Origin of the sequence: Clostridium senegalense (assembly GCF_018916625.1) — a bacterium.
Lineage (GTDB): Bacteria > Bacillota > Clostridia > Clostridiales > Clostridiaceae > Clostridium_J > Clostridium_J senegalense.
Genome location: NZ_JAHLNC010000005.1, coordinates 142,474 through 165,967 on the forward strand (window position 1 = coordinate 142,474; position 23,494 = coordinate 165,967).

Genomic DNA, 23,494 nt, shown 5'->3' on the forward strand with positions numbered 1-23,494 from the left:
GTATTTTTAATATAATTATTAATTTTTAACTTTAATTTCTAGAGGATCATTTTTACTATTCATCTTTTCTAAACTATCCCATGTAAAGATTTTAACATTTAAATTATCTTCATTAGGTAAACTTATTTTTTCTTTAATATCTTTAATTTCTCCATTTTCTAATGTATTTTCTAAGGTTTTATATGATATAAGTTTATTATTCTTATTAAAAACTCCTATTATTATAGTTACATTTTCAACAGAATCATTATTCTTATTATTAAGTTTCAATTCTATATTAACATCATGGCCCTTTATAAAATTTTCTTTGATACTATTATTTTCAATTGATAATTTATTATTTTTTTCTACTGGTTCATCTAGCTTAAAATTATTAAAAACTACAGTTTTATTTTTCAAGGCAATAATACTTCTTAAAACGTATCCAGTATACATATTTTGTTCATATCCTCCAAGAGAACTTTCATAAATATATCCTTTTCCCATTTTAAAAGAAAGTAATGCATCTAATGGATTTTTTCCATTTTTAGTCCATTCTTCTGATAAAGGATCTCCACCAGAAGCTATTATTGCCTCTATAGCTAGTGCTGTATTTTCACTTTCACCACTTGAAAACATATCATCAATAGTAAAAGCACCATTTTCTAATTGCACATTTTTCAAATCTTCCACGCACTTACTAATTATACTTTTCACCTCATCATCTTCCTTATATGGAGATAAAGCAATAATTAATAATGATTTATCATTTATTTTTTTAATTTTATTATTATTAAATTCTGTTTTAAATTTAGATATAATAGTATCTATGTATTCTTTTTTAGCTGAAGACATTTCTAGTGCTATTAACCCATAAATACTTTTACCTGTAAACTTATCATTATTTAATTTATCATATAACAAATCAATATAATTCTTTCCGTTATAATTTTTAGGATCCTTCTCTATGGTTATAATAGACATAACATTTTGAGCTAAATTAAATACATTTTCTTTATCCTTTAATTTTATATTTTCAATTAGTTGATTTTTATCATAAGATAAAAAAGATAATCCCATCATTGCATTATAATCAAACTCTTTTACATCTTTAAAATAGTCATTAATATCATTAAGTTCATTTTCTATTATTTTATTGTAATCCCTTGGTTCTTCTTTTATAAATGTAAACGCACTATAAACAGATTTTTCTTTATATGCATCTACTAATGCTAAAAGCGCAAGCTCTGTTGCAGTTTCATCATCTTCTCCTTCTCCCATGCCTTCTATCATTTCAAAACCTTTACCTTCGATTTTACATGCAAGAAGTGCTTCTATTGGTGTTCTGCCTTTATTCCATTTCTCAGAATTTAAATTTTCACCAACAGATATTAATGCTTGAATTGCTGGTCCTGTAGAGTAAGGACTATTTCCAAAACCACAATAATCAAAGCCGCCACCTTCTAACTGCATTTCTTTTAATTTTTCAATAGATAAATTTATTATATCATTTACACCTTGAATATCTCTATGTTTTGATAAGGCTATCATACTGTTAGTTATAATATCTATGTCTTCAAACCCGCTGTCATTAATTTTATTTATTAATGTTTTAACCGTTTTATTTTTATCAAAATCAGCTTTAGCCATATCTAAAGCAATTATACAACTTGCTAATGTAGTAGCTGAACTCTTGTCATTTTCACTTACAACAAATTCTCCATCATCATCCTGTGATTTCAAAAGTTTTTCTACGTAATTTATTTCTTTGTAATTATAAGGATTTTCACTTAAAGCTAATATTCCCATAATATTTGATGCATAACTTGAAGCATTATCACTTTCTTCTAACGTAAAATCTGTTCTGTTTACTTCATTATAATAATTTAATGCTAAAAGTTTCTTATAGTTTAATTCTTGATTTTCATAATTTTTATTAAAATCATCAAGAATTTTAACTATGTTAACATCATTGTCTATTACATCTCCTGTTAGAGTAAAGCTCTGTCTTACTATTGCTGGATATTCTACACCTTTAGAATCTTTTAAAGTTTTATAAATATGGACTTTATTTTCTCCAGATTTAATTTTAAATGTTGCTTGTCCATTTTCATCAGTTTTATATTCTCCAACTCCGTCAACTTTTATGTTAACATCTTTTGCATTTCTCTCGTCAATACCCATCATTATGTTTTGTTCTGTAATTTTTAAAGTATAATTATTGTTAACATTGCTATATGTAACTTTTGGCACACAAGTTATTCCATCAGACCACTTAGCCATATGTAATACTAATTCTTTATAATAATTATTATTAATATCTTTTATTTTTTCATTACTTATTACATCACCTTGTTTTACATTTCCATCTTTATCTATTAAATAATACATCCATCCTATATGAGATTGTCTTTTTTCTCCTAATACTCCAGTTATAAAATTACTTTCTAAACCGTCAACATTATCCTCCCCTATGGAGTTTTTAATTACATCTTTTACTACTTCTTCATTTGTTATCTCAAATTCTTTATCAAATAATGTTTTATTCGTGCCTTCTACTCTAACTTTAATTTCATTACAAGTTAAATCTTTTGCTTTAACCTCAAATCCCATAGTTGGAAATATTAAATTAATTATTAATAGTAACGCTAAGCACATTGAAACTTTAGATTTTTTTATTTTATTCATTTAACCACTTCCCATTATTTATATATTTTAATTTTTACTTTAGGATAAAACTGCCATCATTTATATGGCAGTTTATACATATTTACACTTTAAATTTGTCTTTTAAATTAAATATATCTTTCTTTTATTTAATTGAATAATAAGTTTTTTAAAACTTCTTATGTTTTTTATAAATCATTCCAATTAGGTGCGTTCCCATTCATCCCACCAGTAGAATAGTACCAAATAACTTTATCACCTTCTTGTAACTTTACTTTTCCAGCCATTTCATTAGGTAAAACACCATTAACTGTATACATCCATCCATTAGTTCCTTTATTTTTATATCCATATATAGATGTAACCATGCTACCAGTTGTTTCATATAAGGAAGTTGAGGCTTGCAATGCTCCTAAAGCAGTAAATCCTCCAGTATGTTTCTCATCATCTATAATAACTTCCTGTGGTTTAAAATAAGCTACATAGGATTCATTTTCCGGCAATGCTATAGCTACATTTACCTTACAAGTGTTTCCTTGTTTTTCTTTATCATTGTAGTTTTTAATTTTTATATTTTCTATAACATAATCTGAATAACCAGCGTTTTTAATATCTACTAGTCTATGCAATGCCTTTTTACTTGCTACAAGCCATCCCCTATTATTTGAACTTTCACCTTCTTTATCATCAAAAGAATTATCATCTTTCCAAAGTATAAATAATCCATCTATAAGATTATTTCCAGAAGCTGTTGTCCATTTTTCTGATGTAATATCTTCTCCACAAGCTATTAAGCCTTGAAGAACATCACAATAACAACTTGTAATATAAGTTGTTTCGTATATTGCGCCATCTTCCTTTTGAAGACACTTTAAGTAATTTATAGCTTTTTCTATTGCTTCGTTAACACCATTTATATCTCTATGTCTATTTAATACAGTTAGTGCAATACCTGTATTAGTTGGCGTTGAAGTTTGTCTTTGTTTAAATCCACCATCATTACATTGTGCCTTTAATATATTTTCAATAGCCTTATTTACATTATAAGAAACTTTTTCATTTTCAAATTTAGAATTATATTTATCTATTGCTAAAACTGCATTTAATTCTGGAACTGTAAAATAACTATTTTTTTCATCAATTTCCTTGACTATTTCTTCTATAAACTTTCTGCCTTCATAATCATTTGGATTTTTATCTATATCTAAAAGTATTAAACTTTGTTGAGCTTTTGTGCCTAAAAGTCTCCAATTCATATCATATTTAGTTTGATATTTTTCATTTATATACCAATTTTTTTCACTTAAATCAGCGCCGGCTCTATACATAGCTGAATAGTGAAAATTACTTAATTGACCTTGCTCTTCTATAAAATGCTTTTCATTATAATAGTCTATTACACCATCTATAACTTTATTTATAGTAACTTTCTCATCCTTAGATTGATTAGTATCATCTCTAACCACATTTAAAAATTCAATATTTTTTAAAAAGACATCTTTGTAACCTAATTCGTTAAGCTTACTTAAAGTATATAATACTTCTGTATAATGATTTATAGCTCTATCTTTTCCATATTTATCAATGAAATTTTCCCCATTCCATTCATAAAATAGACCATCTACTATGTTATACCCATCTTTACTCCACTTTTCTGAAGTTACATCTTCACCTGCTTGTAAAAGAGCTCTTACTGCTTGAGCATGGATATAAGTAAAATAAGTACCTCCATCTTTGTATAGCGCACCTTTATCTTTTATTTGACTTTTTAAATAATTAATTCCTTTTTCTTTTCCTTCTATTACTCCATCTATATCACTATACTTATCAAATATTTCTATTGCATAAGCTGTATTATGAATTGCACCTCCTATACATCCAGATTCATCTTGTTCTTTTAGTATTAAATCAATTATGTTTTTCACATTATAATTTATCTTTTGATCTGGAAATTTTTCATTAAACATTTCTACAGCTAAAACTTCTTGTAGTATATTTTGTATAAATTTAATACTTGTAGTTTTATTTAAATCTTCCACTACTTGCTCTATTAAATTTTCACCTTTATAATTTATAGGATTTATGTCTAACTCCATCAATATTATGCTTTGTTTTGCTTTTCCTGATATTCCATAAGTTTTTATTGTTTCATTAGTTGACCAATTTTTCTTAGTTAAATCTGCATTGGCTTTATACATTGCTGCATATTCTAATCCTTCTAAGGTCTTATTACTTTTAGAATTATTATAATATTCATTGTCATAATAATATATTAATCCGTATATAGCATCATTAATTGTAAATCCTTTTTCTGTTATTTCACTAGCAAGCACTGATGTATTATTAATGATAGGAATATTAAAAATACAAGTTGAAGTTATTATTAAAATTGCAATTAAATAGGATAAAATTCTATTTATTCTTACTTTCATAACATACCCTCCATAAATTCTTGTTTAAGTATCTTATTTTAAAAAAAGTGCCTTATTTATAAAAAAGACACTTTAAAAACATAAATCTCAACTTTTAAAATTTATATATATGGTTTCTACCATTTTTTAATTCTCTATAAGATTCTAATGCTAACAATGCTTGTTCAGTAGCTTTTTCGTTTGCTCTTCCATTATTAATATGAGAAAAACCGTTTTCAGAAGTTTTAAATGTTAACAGAGCATCTATAAGATTTTTTCCACCTTTAGTAAATTCTTTACTTGTAGGATCTATTCCATTAGCACATAATCCTATTATAGTTTGTGAAATACTTTCACTGTTTTCTATTTTATAGGATGACATAGTTCCATTTTCATTTTGCATATTACTAAGAAGATTAATAGCATTATCTATAGAGTTTTTAACTTTAGCATCATCTTTATAATTACTAAGAGCCGTTATAGCCATTCCTGTCATATCTGGATCTGCTTTTACACCAGCAAAGTCCCATCCACCATCGTTAGTTTTCATCTTAAGTAGAGTATCTACTAAAGATTCTCTTGTAAAATATGAATTCTCAGGTATATTATAGTTTTTAGTATCCAATGCTGTAAGTGCAAAAATTACTGCATTAGGTCCTTGACTTATAGTATCTTCATTGTTACATATTTTTTCTATAAAATTAATGTTTTCAAAATTAAGAGGACTTTCATTTAATGCTGATAAAGTCATTACTGTTCTTTGATAATCCGTCGGTTGAATTAATTGATCATCATTAATTTTTTCTCTTATAATTTCTAAATATTCATTTTTTATATCTTTATTATTCTTTACTAAAGCTATGATTTCCCAATCTGTATCTATTCCTTTGTTTAGAATATAATTACAACCATCTTCTAAAGTTTTTTCTATTAAATCTTTATATTTATAGGAACCACTATTAAAAGATTTAGTTGTTGTATCTACTTTAAAAGTAAAGTCTTTAGGTGATTTTATTCCTTTAAGGTTTTTAGATTCAACATTTTCATTTATATTTAATTTATAAACTTGTCCATCTTTATATCCTTCCTCTGGTGGTAGGATGTTTAAAGTGTCACCTTCTTTTAAGATAATTTTCGTAGAAATTTTATTCCCATCATTATCTGTTATAGTTATATTATCATTTATTAAATCATTATAATTTAACTCTTTATTAAACTTTATAGTCCATACTTTTTTCAAATCGTTTGTTTGAGCATCTATATCAATAGCATTAGCTTTAGATGTGAAAATTATTGTACTTAATATTAATGCTGATAAAATTTTTTTACTCTTCACTTTATACACCTCTCTGAATAGTTTTTTTATTATTTTTTATTCTGATTATAGAGTTTCTTTTGTTATATCTTTCTAGACCTTTAATAAAACTTTCTCCAAAAAAATATGCAAACAATACATTTCCAATAGCATGTAATGTATCGTGCCAAAAACTTAATACATTTCCCATAACTATAGTTTTAAACGTTATAGGCCTTAAAAATTCTAAAACATACCATTGATTTAGTATGGTTCCGTATATGTAACCCCATAATCCACAAAGTATAATAAATCGTATTGACCTATTTTTTGATATAAAATTTTTAAAAACATGAAAAAACACACCACAAAGTCCCCAGCCCATCATTTGCCACAAACTCCATGGCCCATGACCTAAGAAAAAGTTAGATATGAAAGCGCACATTGCACCTACCATAAATCCATTTACAGGACCTAATGTGTATCCTGTTACAGCTACAATAAATGTAACTGGTTGAAAGCCTGGTATAACTGCAAAAGGTACCCTTAATATTCCACCTAATGCTGACATTGTAGCTAATGCTGCCATTGTTCTTGCAGTTATCTCTCTATTTTCAAATAGAATTACAAATGTCCCAAGTATAAAAATTGTAGATATTTCTACTGCTTTTTCCATTTGAAAATCAAAATAAGTGATAATTAAAAGGATTATTATATATAAAATAATAATTATAGGTCCTATTTTATAATTTCTTTTCATCTACATCACCTTTAAAAGCTCTATAGCATCCTTTGACTTTATTACTCTACATTTCTTTTTAAAAACTTTTGATATTTGAGGAGAGTAATATAATGAATCACAAAGTATATCTATAGCTTTTCCTTTTGCTACAATTTCTCCATTAAACATAAGCATAACAGTATCTGCATAATCACCAACAAAGTCTGCGTCATGGGTAACAATTATAATAGATTTACCTTTTCTTATTAAATTTTTAATTATCTTTCCAAGATTTTCTTTTGCTACAGAGTCCATACCTCTTGTAGGTTCATCTAAGATTAAAATATCTGGGTTAGCGATCAATGTACAGGCTATTGCTGTTCTCTGCTTTTCTCCACCACTTAAATCCCTAGGATTTCTATCCTTTAAATGTACTAAATCTAAATCTTTTAATGTATTAATTACTTTATCTTCATCATATTCATTTATATTCTTAAGAGTATATGAAACTTCATCAAACACTGTTTCGCGACCAAAATAATCATTAGGATTTTGTGATAAATATCCTATTTTTTTTATTCTTTCATTTATGTTGAACTTTTTTAGATTCTTTTCATGTAATATGATTTTCCCTTTATAATCCTCTATAATTCCTGCCATTATTTTAAAAAGAGTACTTTTACCTGCTCCATTCTCACCCATAACAGCCATTATTTCTCCCTTGCCTAAATCAAAGTTTATATTTTTAAGGGTTTTACTTCCTCTTTCATATTCAAAGTTAACTTTATCTACTTTAAGGACCTTATTTGAAAAGTTTTTTTCATCTTTTTCTATATTTTTAAATTTAATATCTTTTATAGCATCTCTTCCCTCTTTAACTGTAATAGGCAATTTACTATTTTGAGCTTGTCTAAAAACATACGCTATATTAGGAAGATGATATTTTTTATTTATACTTTTAGGAATGTTAGTTGAGGTTCCCTCTTCAATTATTTCTCCATTTTCCATAAAAATAATTCTATCAGCCATATGAAAACATTTATCTAATCTTTGTTCAACTAAAATAATTGTTTTCCCCATATCTACATTCAATCTTTTTATAGAATTTAAAACTTCTTCACCATTTATTGGATCAAGTTGTGATATTGGTTCATCAAAAAGTAATATATCTGGATTCATTGCAAGTACAGAAGCTATTGCAACCCTTTGCTTTTGTCCTCCTGATATTTCATCTGTCTGTTTTTCTTTTATTCCATTTAATGATAAAAGAGACATTACCTCAGATACATTTCGTTTCATAAAATTTATATCTTTATTCAAATTCTCAAGTCCAAAAGCTATTTCTCTTTCTACATCTTGAAGCACTATTTGCTTTTCTGGATGTTGATATACCATTCCTACATTTGTAACTATCTCATCTTTTTTAAAATCATCTATATCTTTATTGTTTATATATACATTTCCCTCTAATGTTCCCCCATAATAATCTGGTATAATTCTGTTTAAAAGCCTTATTAGAGTAGATTTTCCACAACCTGATGGCCCTACAATTAGTATGAACTCACCTTCATTAACTTTTAAATTAATATTTTTCAAAGCCTTTTTATTTCCATCAGGATAAGTAAAGTTAACATTATCTATATTTATTATTTCCAATTCTTCCACCCCCAGTTGATAAAAGCAGGTATAAATGTCATCACACATAGTATTAGTCCTACTCTAGTTGTTTTTTCAATAACTCCATCTACCTTAGGATAAAAGTTAAAACTATTAAAACCTTTAAAGGTAATAAACTCTAAATATACTAATATAGAAATACATATAAAAATCAAAGTAAAATCCCAGGCTGTATATCTTTCAGCAAAATAAGTACTTCTTTTTTTCAGTGCACCATATCCTCTTGAATACATAGACTCTGCCATGTCTTGTGAATCTTCTAAACTGGATAAAAATAATATATTAACTATATTTCCACTGTTTTTGATAGATTTTTTCATGTCTTTAGTTGAAAGTTCATTACCTCTTAGTTTTTCTATTTCACTTATATTTTCGTAGGACTTCATCATCGTTGGAAAAAGTCTTATTGTCATGCTCATAAGCAATGCAGATTTTTTAAATATCTTAGAAAAAAATCCAAAAGCTCTATCTGGATGTATAACTAAATTTCCAAAACCAAATATTATAGTTATTGTTATAATTCTAAATCCATTTAATATTCCAAATAGAATTGCTTCTTTCGTTATAATTATAGGTCCAAGAACTGGAAAGTTAAAAGTTCCTTGATATAATATTGTTTGTCCATTATGAACTAATATTGGATTTAAAATAATTATCATTACTGCAAATGGAATAATCATTTTCCCATAATTTAATACATTTTTAAGTGAATTATCAATATATGCTAAAAGTAATACGCTAAAGAATATTAATGCTAAATACACTGGATTACTCAATTTTAATGCTACTATAATATAAGTTGCTATTAAAAATACTGATGTTAACGGATGTATCTTTTGCAAAAAAGAATTCCTATTTCTATATGTGAGCATTAATTTCACGTTCTCATATCCCTTCCTTATACAAATAAGTTTTTAAAATTTGTAGCGATTTCTATAACATCAAAGTCTGATATAAATTTATCTAATATACTTTCAGGTACTACTTTTTCTCCACCAATTGCTATTAATTTACTTTTAGAAGTTATATTATTATTTATATAATCCTCAAGAGGTTTTTCTACATCTTGATTAGTTAATATAATTGAAGAATTAGAATTCGATGCCATCGGTGCTACTGAAAGTGCATCTGCAAATCCAGTTGAAGATACAAAATACACATTGTCAAAATTTAATTGTGATTTAAAAGTAGTCAAAACCTCTTTATTAGTCATATATCTATTTTCACCACTTATTCTTTCACTGTTTTTGACATCTTTTAAAACATCATCTGATAAAACTCCATTTCCACCAATAAAATAAGCTTTAGAAATTTCAATTTCATCAATATAATTTTTTACATCTGATTTTAATTTGTCTTTTTCTGTATATAAAATTGGAGCATTCATACTAGCTGCTATACTTGATACAGATAGTGCATCAGCATAAGTTTGTCCATTTGTTACAAATGCTGAGTCAACTTTTCCTAACTTCTTCGCAACTTTCAATGAAGTTTCATATCTCGTTTCACCGAATATTCTTTCTACTTGAGATATTCCAATGTCCTTTAATTGTTTTTCTACTTCTTTTGAAATTGCTTTTTCCCCACCAAGTATAAAAACTTTTTTAGGATTCAATCTTTTTATTTCATTAACTGTATTAGTAGGTAAACTTGACTTTCCATTTAATATTATTGGTCCATTATTTTTTTTAGCAAGTGGTGCTGCAGAAAGTGCATCTGCAAAATCATAAGCTGCTGCAATTACCACTGAATCTGAACCATTTTCCCAGCCATGTTTACTTATTTGCACAGATGTTTCTATTCTATCTTGTCCGTAAATTCTCTCTTTATTAGATTTAGTCTCTGCAAAAGCATTAGTAGAACCTATTGATAGTGATGTTAAAACCATACCTAAAGCTATTATTTTAATTTTCAAGTTTTTACTCATTGTGAAAACTCCCTTCATTTAAAATTGTTGAATACGCATAATCACTTCATCTGTTAAAGGATTCATGTCTTTTAAACTATCCCAAAGAAAAACTTTTATTTTGTAGTTTCCTGTTTCTGGTATAGAAATTTGTTGATTTATTTCTTCACTACTAGAGTTATTTTTTATTGTAGTTTCATTTGAAAAATAATTTATCATTTTATTATTTTCTTCATTATATAAAGCTACTATTACTACTGCACTTTGATCTTTATCTAAGTTATTTTTTATATTTAGTTTTATATTAGCTTCACTATTTAGTTTTAGTGAGTTTAAATCTGTTAAATTGTTAATTTCTATATTTTCTTTTGTATTTGTTTCATCACTAAAATCCTTTAATAAATATACTGAACCTTTTTTGCCTTCTTTAAATTGTTTATATGCTACTAGAGCTAAAAAACCTTGTTCTGTAGACATATCATTTCTTCTGTCCAAGCTATTTTTTTGATGTGCAAAACCACCATCATCAGTTTTAAATTCTAAAAGTAAATCTAATAAATTCTGTCCATTTCTTGTAAATTTATCGCAAGTTGTTGGATCTATTCCTAATGAACAAAGGGCTATTATAGTCTGAGAAATACTTTCACTTGATGCTGATGTTGATTCATCATTTCCCATAAAATTCCCGTTATCATCTAAAGTTTTGCTTAATGCTTCTATAGATTCATCAACTGTCTTTTTCACTTCACTATTACTATCATAATAATTGGATAGTGCTGTTATTGCCATTGCTGTTGTATCCGGGTCTATACCGAATGTTCCTTCCCATCCACCACCATCGATTTTTTTATAGATTATCCTATTTATTAAATTTGTTTTGAATTCTAATTTGTTTGGTATATTAAAATTCCCACAATCCATTGCAATAAGATCATAAATTTCTGCATAAATATTATATTCCTCTTCTAAATTAATGTTATATAATATATCTATTAGATTTTTATTTCCTATATTTCTTGGGTCTCCACCAGCTGCTACTATACTAAGTATTGTCCTTTCATAGTCTGTAGTCTCATTAAATATATCTTCACTATCTCTAATTGCTCTCTCTTTTTTTTCTAAATATTCTTTAGGGACAGTTTTACCTAAAGCTCCAAGACCTATAACTTCCCAATCACTTAACTCATTTAGATTTTTATTTAATAATATGTCACTAATACAATCTAAATTTTTATTTAATACAGAATCATAATTTTTACTATTAATTTCATTAGCTAAAACTTTATTGTTTTTTGTTGACATAAATCCTGTAGTAAAAGTTGCAAAAAACATAAAAAATATAACAAAACTTGCTATAAAACGTCTATGTCTAAATTTCATAGTACATCTCTCCTAATTTTTAAATTAACCATAGATTTTTAACAAAATTAAATCATAATAATCTAAAAATATTAACATTTAAAGTTTGTATGTATATTAATATTGATTATTATGATTTAATTATTATTTTAAAATTTATCGATTACGTTTTTAGTTGAAGTCTTTTACAAAATATATAGAACCTACTTTACCACTTTTAAATTGCTTATATGCTGAAAGTGCTCTAAAAGCTTGTTCTGTTGCAAAACCATTAAGCTGATCTGAATTTTTCTTAGCATGTTCAAATCCACCATCTGTTGTTTTATATTCTAGTAATAAATCTAAAAGATTTTTTCCATTATCTTTTATAAATTCATTGCAATTAGCTGGATCTTTTCCTATTGAACAAAGAGCTATTATAACTTGAGCTAAGCTTTCACTTGAACCATCAGGTGTCCATGTTGAAGTAAATTCTCCAGTAGTTTTATTTTGAACTGTACTTAAAGTTTTAAGTGCATTATCTATAGCATTTTTAGCTTCATTATTTTCTTTATAATAAGGTGATAATGCTGATATAGCCATTGCAGTTGTATCTATATCTATAGTGTCACCCCAGCTCCAACCACCTTGAGGTAATTTATTTAAAATTATAGATTCAATTAATTCTTCTTTTGTAAATTCATTATCAGAAGGTACTTCAAAATTTCCACAATCTATTGCAATAAGTCCAAACATCTGAGCATATATATCTTCTGCTGTTAAATCACGACTATATAAATCTTCTAGTAAATTGTATCCTGCAAAATTTCTTGGATCTTTTCCTGATGAAGCAAGACCTATTATAGTTCTTTCACAATCAGTAGCAGTTTTAAACTTTCCATCCTTTCCAAATAATGAGGAATCCTTTGTTTCTATTTTTTTTGCTAAATTTTCAATATAACTTGCTGGAATATCCTTCTTAAAGCTTGATACTGTAAGAGCTTCCCAATCATTAAAATCTTTACTATACCAAAGACCAGAATCTTTGCTTATAAGATGATGTAAACCACTATTTACACATTCATCTATTATAGAATTATAATCTTTCTCTATAATTTCTCTTGATTCTACAGCATATCTTTCTGTTGCAAAGACATTATTATTTAATACTCCTATGTTAGCTGTAGTTAAAACACTATTAGCAATAATAAATGCTGCTAATCCTCTTTTTAAATTTTTATTCATAATTTCTTCCCCCTGTTTTTAATAAAATTTATTTAATATTAATTTTAAAATTAATTAATACTCCTCGTACGTTGCAAACCCCTGTAAATTCACCTTTGTCTAAATTAGTGTTAAAGTTGCACATTTTATCTTTTAATTTACCTTGATCAACATATACTATTTTCCCATTTTCATCCAAAATTTTTATTGTTACATTAGATTCTAAATCTTCTTTTATATTTTCATCTTTTATAGAAAAGATTACATTATCATCATTATCTTTGTTTATATTTACAGATACATTATCTTTTTCTGTATTTTGTACAACATTAACTTTACAATCTGCTTTTACCCCTTCTTTTTCTGCTGTTATAGTATGTTCACCTAAACTATCTAATTTTATTTTAACTCTTCCAGTTTTAGCAGTTCTTCCAGCTTCTTTTCCATCAATTTTTACAATTGCTCCATAAACATTTTTAGTTACACATTGTACAGCAAAATTAACTCGTGTATCTAATTTTATACTTTCTGGATATAGGGTTTGAGGTACTATTCTTAAAGGCATTTCTCCACTGTAATTCGGATCTACTAAATCATGCCAATCCCATTCTCTAAACTCAAAAGATAACACCTCTCTATTTTTCATAAATACCGCTGGTGCTCCAACTGGTGTTTTTTTATCATTTAAATATATAAACCAGTCCATTCCAAAAATTCCTTTTTCTAATTGATCATCCTCTAAATAATTCATAGAAACATTTGAGATGCCATTAATCTCACATATCAAACCTGTTGAGTCTTGATTGAATGAATCAGCATTTTCCCTTAAATACTGTAAAGCACTTTTATCAGTATCTAATTCCAGTGTTTTAGTAAATATTTTCTTACCTTTATCTTTTATAACAAAAGTAAATTCTAGTTTATCTACTTCATTTGGTTTTCCTTCTAAAATTACATCATCATGTTTTTCTACTAGATTTACTTTAGCGCCATCCTCTATATTTATTTTACTTTTTTCTATAGCTTCTATATTTTCTACAGTTGCAGTTTTTTCTATTTTAAGCTGAGACGAATTCTCTACCTTAACTTTAGCTATTGTTCCATCTAGGGCAGTATAAGAGCAATTTCTTACTTTAAGTGTATCTATTTTTCCATTTAATATAACTTTAGAAATTTTTTCTAAATCCTTTTCTTTAGTACCAATTTTAATATTTTTAACGTCCTCACATTTTATTTTTGATGGACAATTAACTAATATTTCTTTATCAAAGGTTCCCTCAAATTCAATATCATAATTTGAATCTTTTGAGCCTGTAATTTTTACAGCACCAAAATCTCCTTTTGTATTTTTAAGTATTGCATTTGATTTGATTTCTGTTCTTTTAATTTCTGAGTCTTCAAATAGCTTTACTGCCACATTACTTTTACTTTCCACTGTAAGATTATCTGATTTTACATTAGTTAAATTTATACTATTAACGTCACCAGATTTTACAATTACATTTTTACAAGTAGTTCCTTTAATATTTACAGTTCCTTTTTCACCTGGATCCAATATTAAATTTCCATTTAATTTGATATTTCTAATTTCTATATTATTACCTTTTACTAATATATCTTTATTTACTTCTTTAATTTTACTTTCATCACCAAATTTTCCATTATCTTTTGACAATTGAATTTCTTTATCAGTTTCATTAATACCATCATCTTTATCATCACCATCTTTTGGTGGTTCTGTTGTTCCACCACCTTGATTGTTTGATGACACCGTTATTTGGTTTTCAACCTTTACCCCTTCTTTTAAAACAGATATAGTATGTTTTCCAGCTGAAGATATTTTTATAGTAGCTTTACCATCTATGTTAGTTGTTGAAACTTCTTTATCATCTACTTTTATAGTAGCTCCATATACAGGTCTATATACACATGTAACTACAATATTTATATCTTCGTTTTCTTTTACATTCTTGTTTATTCCGTTCACTGTCAATTTCATTGGATCGCCAGGTTTCACTAAATCATGCCAATCCCAAAATCTATATTCTAATTCTAATTTATCACCGGATTTTACAAAAACATCATTTGCCCCTACAGCGGTTTTCTTACCATTTAAATATATAAACCAATCTGCTCCTAGATAACCTTGCTTTCTTTCAGATTCACTTAAATTTTTTAATGGTTTACTTTTTATTTTATTTATTTCATTTATAAAACCATTATTAGTTTTAATATCAGCATTTTCTTTTAAATATTCCATTGCTGTTTTTTTAGAATCTACTTTAAGATTTTTATTTAATATCTCATTTCCATCATTAGAAATGATTAATTTAAATTCATCATTTTTAGGTTTTTCAGAAGAACCACTACCACCAGAACCGTTACTTGAATTGTTGTCTACTATTTTATCGGCATTACCAGATATAGTAACATTCTTATTTTTTTCTATTAAGTTTACTTTTGCACCATTTTTTATAGTTATTTTGCTTTTATCTAGTGCTTCAATTTTTTTAATAGTAGCATTCTTATCTATTGTAAGTTGTGATGAATTTTCTATTTTTACATTAGATATTGTCCCATCTAAAGTTGTATTAGAACAATTAATTATATTAATATCAGTTACTTTGCCTTTTAATGTAACTTTAGAGTTACTTTCTTTACTATCAATTTTGATATTCTTAACATCATCACATTTTATATTTGATGAGCAATTAACTAATACTTCTTTATCAAATCTTCCTTCAAGTTCAATATTATAATTTGATTCTTTTGTTCCTGTAACTTTTACAGTTCCAAAATCCCCTTTTGTATTTTTAAGTATTGCATTTGACTTAACTTCTGTATTTTTTATAGTTGAATCTTCAAATAGCTTTACTGCCACATTACTTTTACTTTCCACTGTAAGATTATCTGATTTTACATTAGTTAAATTTATACTATTAACGTCACCAGATTTTACAATTACATTTTTACAAGTAGTTCCTTTAATATTTACAGTTCCTTTTTCACCTGGATCCAATATTAAATTTCCATTTAATTTAACATTATTTATAGTTACATTATTTCCAGTTACTAATATATCGCCTCTTACTTCTTTAATAGTTTCTACATTTCCAAAAGTTTCATTATCTTTTGATAATTTTGTTTGAGAAAAATTCGAATCTATTTTATCTAATATACTACTAGGTACTACTTTTTCTCCGCCAATTATAGTTAATTTACTAGTAGAGGTTATATTAGAATTTATAATTTTTTCCACATCACTATTTAAATTATTATTTGTTAATATTATAGGTGCTTTTTTAAGTCCTGCTATTGGAGAAATTGATAGAGCATCTGCAAAATCATTTCCTCTTACAAAATAGACATTTTCATAACTTATGTAATTAATAAATTTTGATAATACTTCTTTATTAGTTAAATATCTGTCGTTTCCAGCTATTCTTTCACTATTTTTTATGCCTGTTACAACAGTATTATCTATTACATTAGTACCACCTACAAAATATGCTTTAGATATGTTAACTTTTTTTATATACTCTGTTACTTTACTTGGAATGTTATTTTTTTCTGTATATAAAATTGGACTTTCTTTCTGAGCTGCTATAGTAGCAACTGAAAGTGCATCAGCATAACTCAATCCATTAGATATGAATATAGTGTCACTTGTTCCAAGTTTTTCACTTACCTTCAATGCAGTTTCATATCTAGTGCTACCATAAATTCTTTCTGTTTCTGTTATGCTGCATTTTTTAATCTGTGCTTCAACATTAGCACTAAGGGCTCTTTCGCCACCTAGAATAAATGCCTTTTTAGGTTTTAACCTTTGTAATTCCTTAATTGCATTTTCTGTAAGGCCATTTTTATTTGATAATATTATAGGACTGTTATATTTTTTTGCAAGAGGAGTAACAGATAATGCATCTGCAAAGTCATACCCATAAGCAATAAAAACATAATCAGAACCACTTTTCCAACCTTGCTCACTTATTTTTATAGCAGTTTCTATTCTATCTGAACCATATATTCTGCTTTCATTTACTTTAGCAGAAGCATTTACTGGTAATAAGAACATGAACATGCTAAAAAATAGCAATAAAATACTAAGCTTTTGCTTAAAAAGCTTTTTCATAAACCCTTCATCCCCTTATTAAAAATTCTTGTTATTTAATGTTAGTTATGTGTTTTAATCTTCTGGTGGTGAAAGTTCTCTTTTATCCCACTCATGAAAATCAAATAAAAGTATGTCTCCCTTTTTTACATATAAATCATTTGCTCCTACTGGTGTCTTTTTATCATTAAGATATATAAACCAGTCTATTCCTTTAACTCCATTTGCTTTTTGTTCTGGAGTTTTTTGATTTTCAGGTATAGGGTAAAAATTGTGTATTCCATCAATTTCAAAAATAAATCCACCATTTTCTTGCATAACTGTATTTTCTCTTAGGTACGTCATTGCATTTTTACCGTCCTCTACTTTTAATGTTAACTCTTTTACTTGTTGAGGACTTTTACCGGTATAACCCTTTATATCTTTGCCTATTATCATAGTAAAGGTATCTTCTTCAGGTTTAGACTCTACAACCTCAGGACTTTCTTCCTTTTTAGTTGCTACATCTGAAGTATTATTACTACTATCATTGGAATCATCATTATTTTTTGCATTTTCCTTTTGTGATAAATCCTCTTTATTTTTTTCAACATTCGAAATATTTTGTCTATTTTCTTTATCACTATCTTCATTTTTATTATTATCATCTTTTTTATTTTCTGATTTTTCTTTAGAGTCTTTTTTGCTATCATTTTTATTTTCTTTTTTAGATTTTTTACTACTACTATCATCTTTTTTTACTTTATTTGTAGTAGTTTCAGTTGTAGTTGTAGTTGTCTTCCCTCTTTCGCATCCCCAAGCAACGGAAAATGCTATTAAAATTGTTAACAATATAGCTAGAAAAATTTTATAATTTTTTTTCATTAAATCACCTCCACTCTTTAAAAATTTGCAATAAAAAAAGTTCCCATTGGGAACTTAAATAGCATATTTTATACAAGCAAAATAAAAACAACAATTTTATAAATGCTTGCAAATCCATGATATTTTATCTCTCCCAAGAAAGATTCAATCCAGTATAGGCATGTCTCCTGACTTAACTTCATCTTACTACCAAACCTTCCCAAGATATCTCTCAGTGGTATTTTTGGATTCATCAGTTTCACAGTAACTTTGGGCTGTAGTGGACTTTAACCACTTTCCATTTTAACTTTCTTATTGCTAAGAAAGAACCTATCCTCTATCTCTATTAACTTGTCACACTCATTATATTACAAATATTTTTCAATTTCAACATTTATTTTAAACATTTAGAATATTTTGTATGTTTTTGTTTTTTTATAAAATAATTAAAATTTTTATTTAGTATTTTAATAATTAATGTAATTAATTAATTTTTTTTCATAACTTTGTAAATAATTATGTGCACTTATAATAAAGATAATTATTATATTATAATTATAAAAAAGATTTTAAAAAGTGATTTTATATGGCTATGTATTACAACAATGTAGTATTTATAAAACTAAAATTATTATCAAGAAATCTAAGAAAATATTACTTTATAGTAAACAATTAAATTTTGATATGTTAAAATACCTTTAAAAAAATTATAGAAAAACAAGCTCCAATTTAAATTTATTCAATAACTTTAAAATATTTTTATATAAAAAGAACCTGCCTTAAAATATATCTATGTTTTAAGGCAAGTTCTTTAAATTATATTTTTATTTATAGTTATTTTATTACAAGTTCTACTGGACAATGATCTGAACCTAATACTTCAGTATGAATATTAACTCTTTCTAATTTTTTCTCTAGCTCTTCTGATACACAAAAATAATCTATTCTCCATCCTGCATTATTTTTTCTTGCATTAAATCTATAGGACCACCATGAATAAACTCCTTCTTTATCTGGATTAAAATATCTATATGTATCTATAAAACCACATTCTAAAAGTTCAGTAAACTTAGCTCTTTCTTCATTGGTAAATCCTGCATTTTTTTTATTAGTTTTAGGGTTTTTCAAATCTATTTCCTTATGTGCTACATTTAAATCTCCACAAAGAATAACTGGTTTATTTTTTTCTAATTCTTTTAAATATAACCTAAAATCATCTTCCCATTCCATTCTATATTCTAATCTTGCAAGTTCAGTTTGAGAATTTGGAGTATAAACAGTGACTACATAATATTCTTCAAATTCTAAAGTTATTACCCTTCCCTCATTGTCATGCTTTTCAATACCTAAGCCATAATTTACAGAAAGTGGTTTTATTTTTGTAAATATAGCTGTACCTGAATAGCCTTTTTTTTCTGCATAATTCCAGTAATCATAATAACCATCTAACTCTAAATTTATTTGACCTTCCTGTAATTTGCTTTCTTGTATACAAAATATATCTGCATTTATTTCTTTAAAAAACTCTAAAAACCCCTTTTTCACACAAGCTCTAAGGCCGTTAACATTCCATGATATAAGCTTTGTCATAATTATCGCTCCATTCATTTAATATATTTAAAACTTATGGTATAAGTCTATACCATATTATAACTATAATTTAGAATTACTACAAAATATTTTAACCCATATTATAGATTTAAAAACGTATAAATTTAAATGATATGATTTTATAACACTATAATAAAACTCCAACTTCCTTATAAAGTTGGAGCTTTTATTAGTTTTACGCTGTAATATCCTTTTTTATAAAAATAATATGACTTATAATATAACAAATACTAATCCATCCTAATAAAACTGTTATGGAGAAGTTTAAATTTACAAAAGTAATACCCAAAAGTTCATTTATTTTGTTGCCTATAATAATAGATTCATCACAGTAAGATGTAAATATAAATGGTAGCATTTTATTTAAAACACCTGGTGGAACTGGATTACCTTTATCAGGAGCAGATTTTATAATATTAATCCATTGAGTAGCCACTATAAAAATTATAGGAAGTACTAATGCTGTATTACTATCATTACATATTGTTGAAAACAAAAATGAGAATGCTATTGTTGCTGTTACAACTAAGAATTGTAGTATTAATATTTGTAATAAAAACATTCCATTTGAAATTAAATAGCTACTTCCTACTATTGGAATAACTATCTGTTTTAATTCTCTTATTAAATATGGGGGAATAGATTCGTAAGTTGTTCCTACAATGTTTGGAAGAGACATATCTCCAAATCCATATATAAGTCCAATTACTATAAACATTAAAAGCTCTAATACTAAAATTATTAAATTTATAGATAATATTGCTGCTATAAATTTTGAAAATATTATTTTCCACCTTTTAATTGGCTTTACTAACATAAATTTTATAGTAGCTGGCTTATTTTCTCCAGCCACTATATCAGCTGTCATAACTGCTATTATAATTAACAATCCTAATTCGCCAATTTTAGGTATTATATTATATATCAATTGATCTACAGCATTTATTCCTCCTTTAAAATCATAAGAGATGCTATTATTTATATAATATTGACTTTTAAGAATCTCACCATTATAATATTCAACCATAGATGATGATGAACTATATCTTTTTTTTCGTTCTTCACAATAGTCAATCTTCATCTTTAATCTGTCTTTATTTGGTATGTTTTCATCTAGCATATTTTCTAAATGCTCTATTTCTTTTTGACTATCTTCTATTATCATTTTATAAGCCGAATCTATATCACTATATTCCCCATTTCCACTATTTATTTTACATTCTTCTTTTAAAGTTTTTATATAATTTTTTTGAAAATTTATAGTGCTTTCTGTATTTCCATTTTTCTTTTGAAAATTTATCCCTAAAAAAGTTATAAAAATTGAAAGTATAAAAAGCAATACTACTCCTATTAAGAACTTTTTTCGTCTAACAAGCTTAGATATCTCAATTGATATTAACTTAATCATATATAACCCTCCATTTATACAACATCTTTTTTTATAAATTTTCTATGGGCTATATAGTAAAAAATAATAGTCCATATCAAGCAAACTATTAGTCCTAATTTTAAGCTTATATTTGTTGTACTTAATTTTAAATTTATAATACCATCTATTATAGAAATACTGTTATTATAAGATGTAAACCAAAATGGATATACATTTTTCAGAAAGTTTAATGGAGTTATAAATGTTATAATTGATGCAACAATATTTATCGTTGCATTAATTATTAAACTACTTCCATTAGTACTGCATTCTTCTGATATTAATAATGATAATGCTATTATAGGAAGTATAGCTACAAATTGAAACATTAATGATTTTATTAAATATTTATATATTGGAATTATATATGAGCTATTATTTATAGAACTTAAATTTCCTAGTTTATCTATGTTGTATCTTGTTCCTACTATTACAGGATACATATAATCACCAAAGTTAAATATAATTCCTATGATAATTAAAAATATAATTTCTAATAGAAATATACTTATAGAGGCTAATAAGAATGCAGATAAAAATTTAGCGAGTATTATGCTACTTCTTTTTATAGGCTTTGCCATAAGATATTTTATAGTTGAATTTTGATACTCACCACTTATTGAATCATAAGCTAAAATAACTACAAGCATTGGTAAAAATATTACATTTAAAGAACCTAAAACTTCTTTCATATCTAAATAAGAAGATACCTCATACTTTTTTCGTGGCTCTAAATTATTATCTAACAAATATTTATTAATTTTAATTTTGCCATTATTTTCTTCAATTTGATTATAATCTAAGGCTATTTTTGCACTCTCTATACCTTCTTCTAAAAATTTATTTTCTTCCTCTAACTTAATTTTCCAGTTATAATTAGGATTTTTAATCTCTTCTTCTAATTCTTCATTTTCTTTTTCAACAACTTTTATCTTTTGTTCATAATTTCTTTTCATATCTTCACTTAAATTTTCATCTTGTGCCTTTACCCTATAATCTACTAAAAGTTTTTCATTATTTTTTATTTTTATCTCTGGTTTTTCATTTTGTGCATTTTTGTAAAGTCCTACTCCACTAAAAACTAACATAATAATTAGGGAGAGTATAAAAATAATATATTTTTTACTTTTTACTAATTTATAAATTTCTACTTTTAGTAATTTCAATTATTTCACTCCTTCTGTAATTTCCATAAACCTATTTTCAAGATTTTGTTTAACTTTATAAACATCATATATATCTATATCATTTAAAGTTAAAATTTTTATTACATTTGGAAATGAATCTTTATTACATATTAAGGCTAATAAATTATCTTTAGCTTCTATAGTATCTATAAAGTCTAATTCTTTTAAAATATTCTTTGCTTTTTCTATTTCAGATACTTTTATGTTTATATGCTCTTTATTATCGCTTTTTAAATTATTGATACTTTCAATGGAAACAATCTTTCCTTTATCTATAAAAGCAACTTTACTGCAAAGCTGTTCTACTTCAGCTAAAATATGAGAAGATACCAAAACAGCTGTATTAAATTCACTTACAACATCCTTTACTATTTTTCTAAAATCAACAATTCCTGATGGATCTAATCCATTGGTAGGTTCATCTAATATTAGAAGCTTAGGATTTGGAAGTAAAGCTTGACCAAGCCCTAATCTTTGCTTCATGCCTAAAGAATATTTTTTAACTTTATCATCAATTCTATCTTTAAGTCCAATTATTTCAATAACTTCATCAATACGTTTTTTATCAACATTTCCATAAAGCTTAGCAAAAATATTTAAATTTTGTCTTCCAGTGAAATCTCCATACATATCTGGATTTTCAACAATTGCACCAACAGAATCCATTGCATGTACAAATTGTTTTTGTATGTCAAAACCATTAATCAAAATGTTCCCTTTGTCTGGTTTTATAAGTCCTGTAACCATCCTAATAGTAGTAGTTTTACCTGCACCATTAGGCCCTAAAAAACCATAAATTTCTCCTTCTTTCACATCAAAACTTACACCTTTTATTATATCTATCTTACCGTACTTTTTGTAAACATTATCTAAAACCAAAACTGAACTCATGATATCCCCCTTAAATTTAATTCATAATAACTACTTATAGAATATTTATGTAAATATATTATTTTATATCAAAATATCAATATAATATATTGTAAATAATATATTATATTTAGATTTCTATGCTACTATATGTTAAACTATTATTCTCATATTAGATATACTATAATTATAAGTAGCAAATGTACGTTGTAAAAGCTTTCAGAAG

15 protein-coding genes and 1 riboswitch are annotated in these 23,494 nt (G+C 26.1%); all 15 genes read right to left on the bottom strand.

The window, feature by feature from the left end:
- Positions 1-18: 18 nt before the first annotated feature.
- The 15 genes from KQI36_RS10630 to KQI36_RS10700 all read right to left on the bottom strand — a co-directional run bounded on the left by KQI36_RS10630 (position 19) and on the right by KQI36_RS10700 (position 23,289).
- Positions 19-2,667: a hypothetical protein gene (locus KQI36_RS10630; protein WP_216450843.1), complete on the bottom strand. Its 2,649-nt coding sequence runs from the start codon at positions 2,665-2,667 to the stop codon at positions 19-21.
- A 167-nt stretch (positions 2,668-2,834) separates the two neighbouring features.
- Complete coding sequence (locus tag KQI36_RS10635; RefSeq protein ID WP_216450844.1) at positions 2,835-5,078, bottom strand: DUF4430 domain-containing protein; 2,244 nt, start codon at positions 5,076-5,078, stop codon at positions 2,835-2,837.
- A gap of 94 nt (positions 5,079-5,172) precedes the next feature.
- Positions 5,173-6,393 (bottom strand): prenyltransferase/squalene oxidase repeat-containing protein, encoded by a 1,221-nt coding sequence (locus KQI36_RS10640; RefSeq protein ID WP_216450845.1) that lies wholly within the window; start codon positions 6,391-6,393, stop codon positions 5,173-5,175.
- A gap of 1 nt (position 6,394) precedes the next feature.
- Positions 6,395-7,111, bottom strand: coding sequence for an ECF transporter S component (locus KQI36_RS10645; protein ID WP_199869370.1), 717 nt, complete (start codon positions 7,109-7,111; stop codon positions 6,395-6,397).
- Positions 7,112-8,728 carry an ABC transporter ATP-binding protein gene (locus tag KQI36_RS10650; protein WP_244991560.1) on the bottom strand — a complete coding sequence of 539 codons (1,617 nt, stop codon included), beginning with the start codon at positions 8,726-8,728 and terminating at the stop codon, positions 7,112-7,114.
- Positions 8,719-9,591, bottom strand: coding sequence for an energy-coupling factor transporter transmembrane component T (locus KQI36_RS10655; protein WP_216450847.1), 873 nt, complete (start codon positions 9,589-9,591; stop codon positions 8,719-8,721). The genes KQI36_RS10650 and KQI36_RS10655 overlap by 10 nt, the downstream gene beginning before the upstream one ends.
- Before the next feature lie 56 nt (positions 9,592-9,647).
- Positions 9,648-10,676 carry a cell wall-binding repeat-containing protein gene (locus tag KQI36_RS10660; RefSeq protein WP_216450848.1) on the bottom strand — a complete coding sequence of 343 codons (1,029 nt, stop codon included), beginning with the start codon at positions 10,674-10,676 and terminating at the stop codon, positions 9,648-9,650.
- 18 nt (positions 10,677-10,694) lie between these two features.
- Entirely contained in the window at positions 10,695-12,035 is a 1,341-nt protein-coding gene (locus KQI36_RS10665) for a hypothetical protein (protein ID WP_216450849.1), read from the bottom strand.
- 150 nt (positions 12,036-12,185) lie between these two features.
- Positions 12,186-13,238, bottom strand: a complete 1,053-nt coding sequence (locus KQI36_RS10670) for a prenyltransferase/squalene oxidase repeat-containing protein (RefSeq protein ID WP_216450850.1) — start codon at positions 13,236-13,238, stop codon at positions 12,186-12,188.
- A 28-nt stretch (positions 13,239-13,266) separates the two neighbouring features.
- Positions 13,267-17,349: a cell wall-binding repeat-containing protein gene (locus KQI36_RS10675; RefSeq protein ID WP_216450851.1), complete on the bottom strand. Its 4,083-nt coding sequence runs from the start codon at positions 17,347-17,349 to the stop codon at positions 13,267-13,269.
- Positions 17,350-17,403: 54 nt separating this feature from the next.
- Entirely contained in the window at positions 17,404-18,192 is a 789-nt protein-coding gene (locus KQI36_RS10680; protein ID WP_216450852.1) for a DUF4430 domain-containing protein, read from the bottom strand.
- Positions 18,193-18,332: 140 nt separating this feature from the next.
- Positions 18,333-18,520, bottom strand: a riboswitch (cobalamin riboswitch).
- 485 nt (positions 18,521-19,005) lie between these two features.
- Entirely contained in the window at positions 19,006-19,761 is a 756-nt protein-coding gene (locus tag KQI36_RS10685) for an exodeoxyribonuclease III (protein WP_216450853.1), read from the bottom strand.
- A gap of 196 nt (positions 19,762-19,957) precedes the next feature.
- Positions 19,958-21,190 carry an ABC transporter permease subunit gene (locus tag KQI36_RS10690; protein ID WP_216450854.1) on the bottom strand — a complete coding sequence of 411 codons (1,233 nt, stop codon included), beginning with the start codon at positions 21,188-21,190 and terminating at the stop codon, positions 19,958-19,960.
- Positions 21,191-21,204: 14 nt separating this feature from the next.
- Positions 21,205-22,377, bottom strand: a complete 1,173-nt coding sequence (locus KQI36_RS10695) for an ABC transporter permease subunit (RefSeq protein ID WP_216450855.1) — start codon at positions 22,375-22,377, stop codon at positions 21,205-21,207.
- Entirely contained in the window at positions 22,378-23,289 is a 912-nt protein-coding gene (locus KQI36_RS10700) for an ABC transporter ATP-binding protein (protein WP_216450856.1), read from the bottom strand.
- Positions 23,290-23,494: the final 205 nt, after the last annotated feature.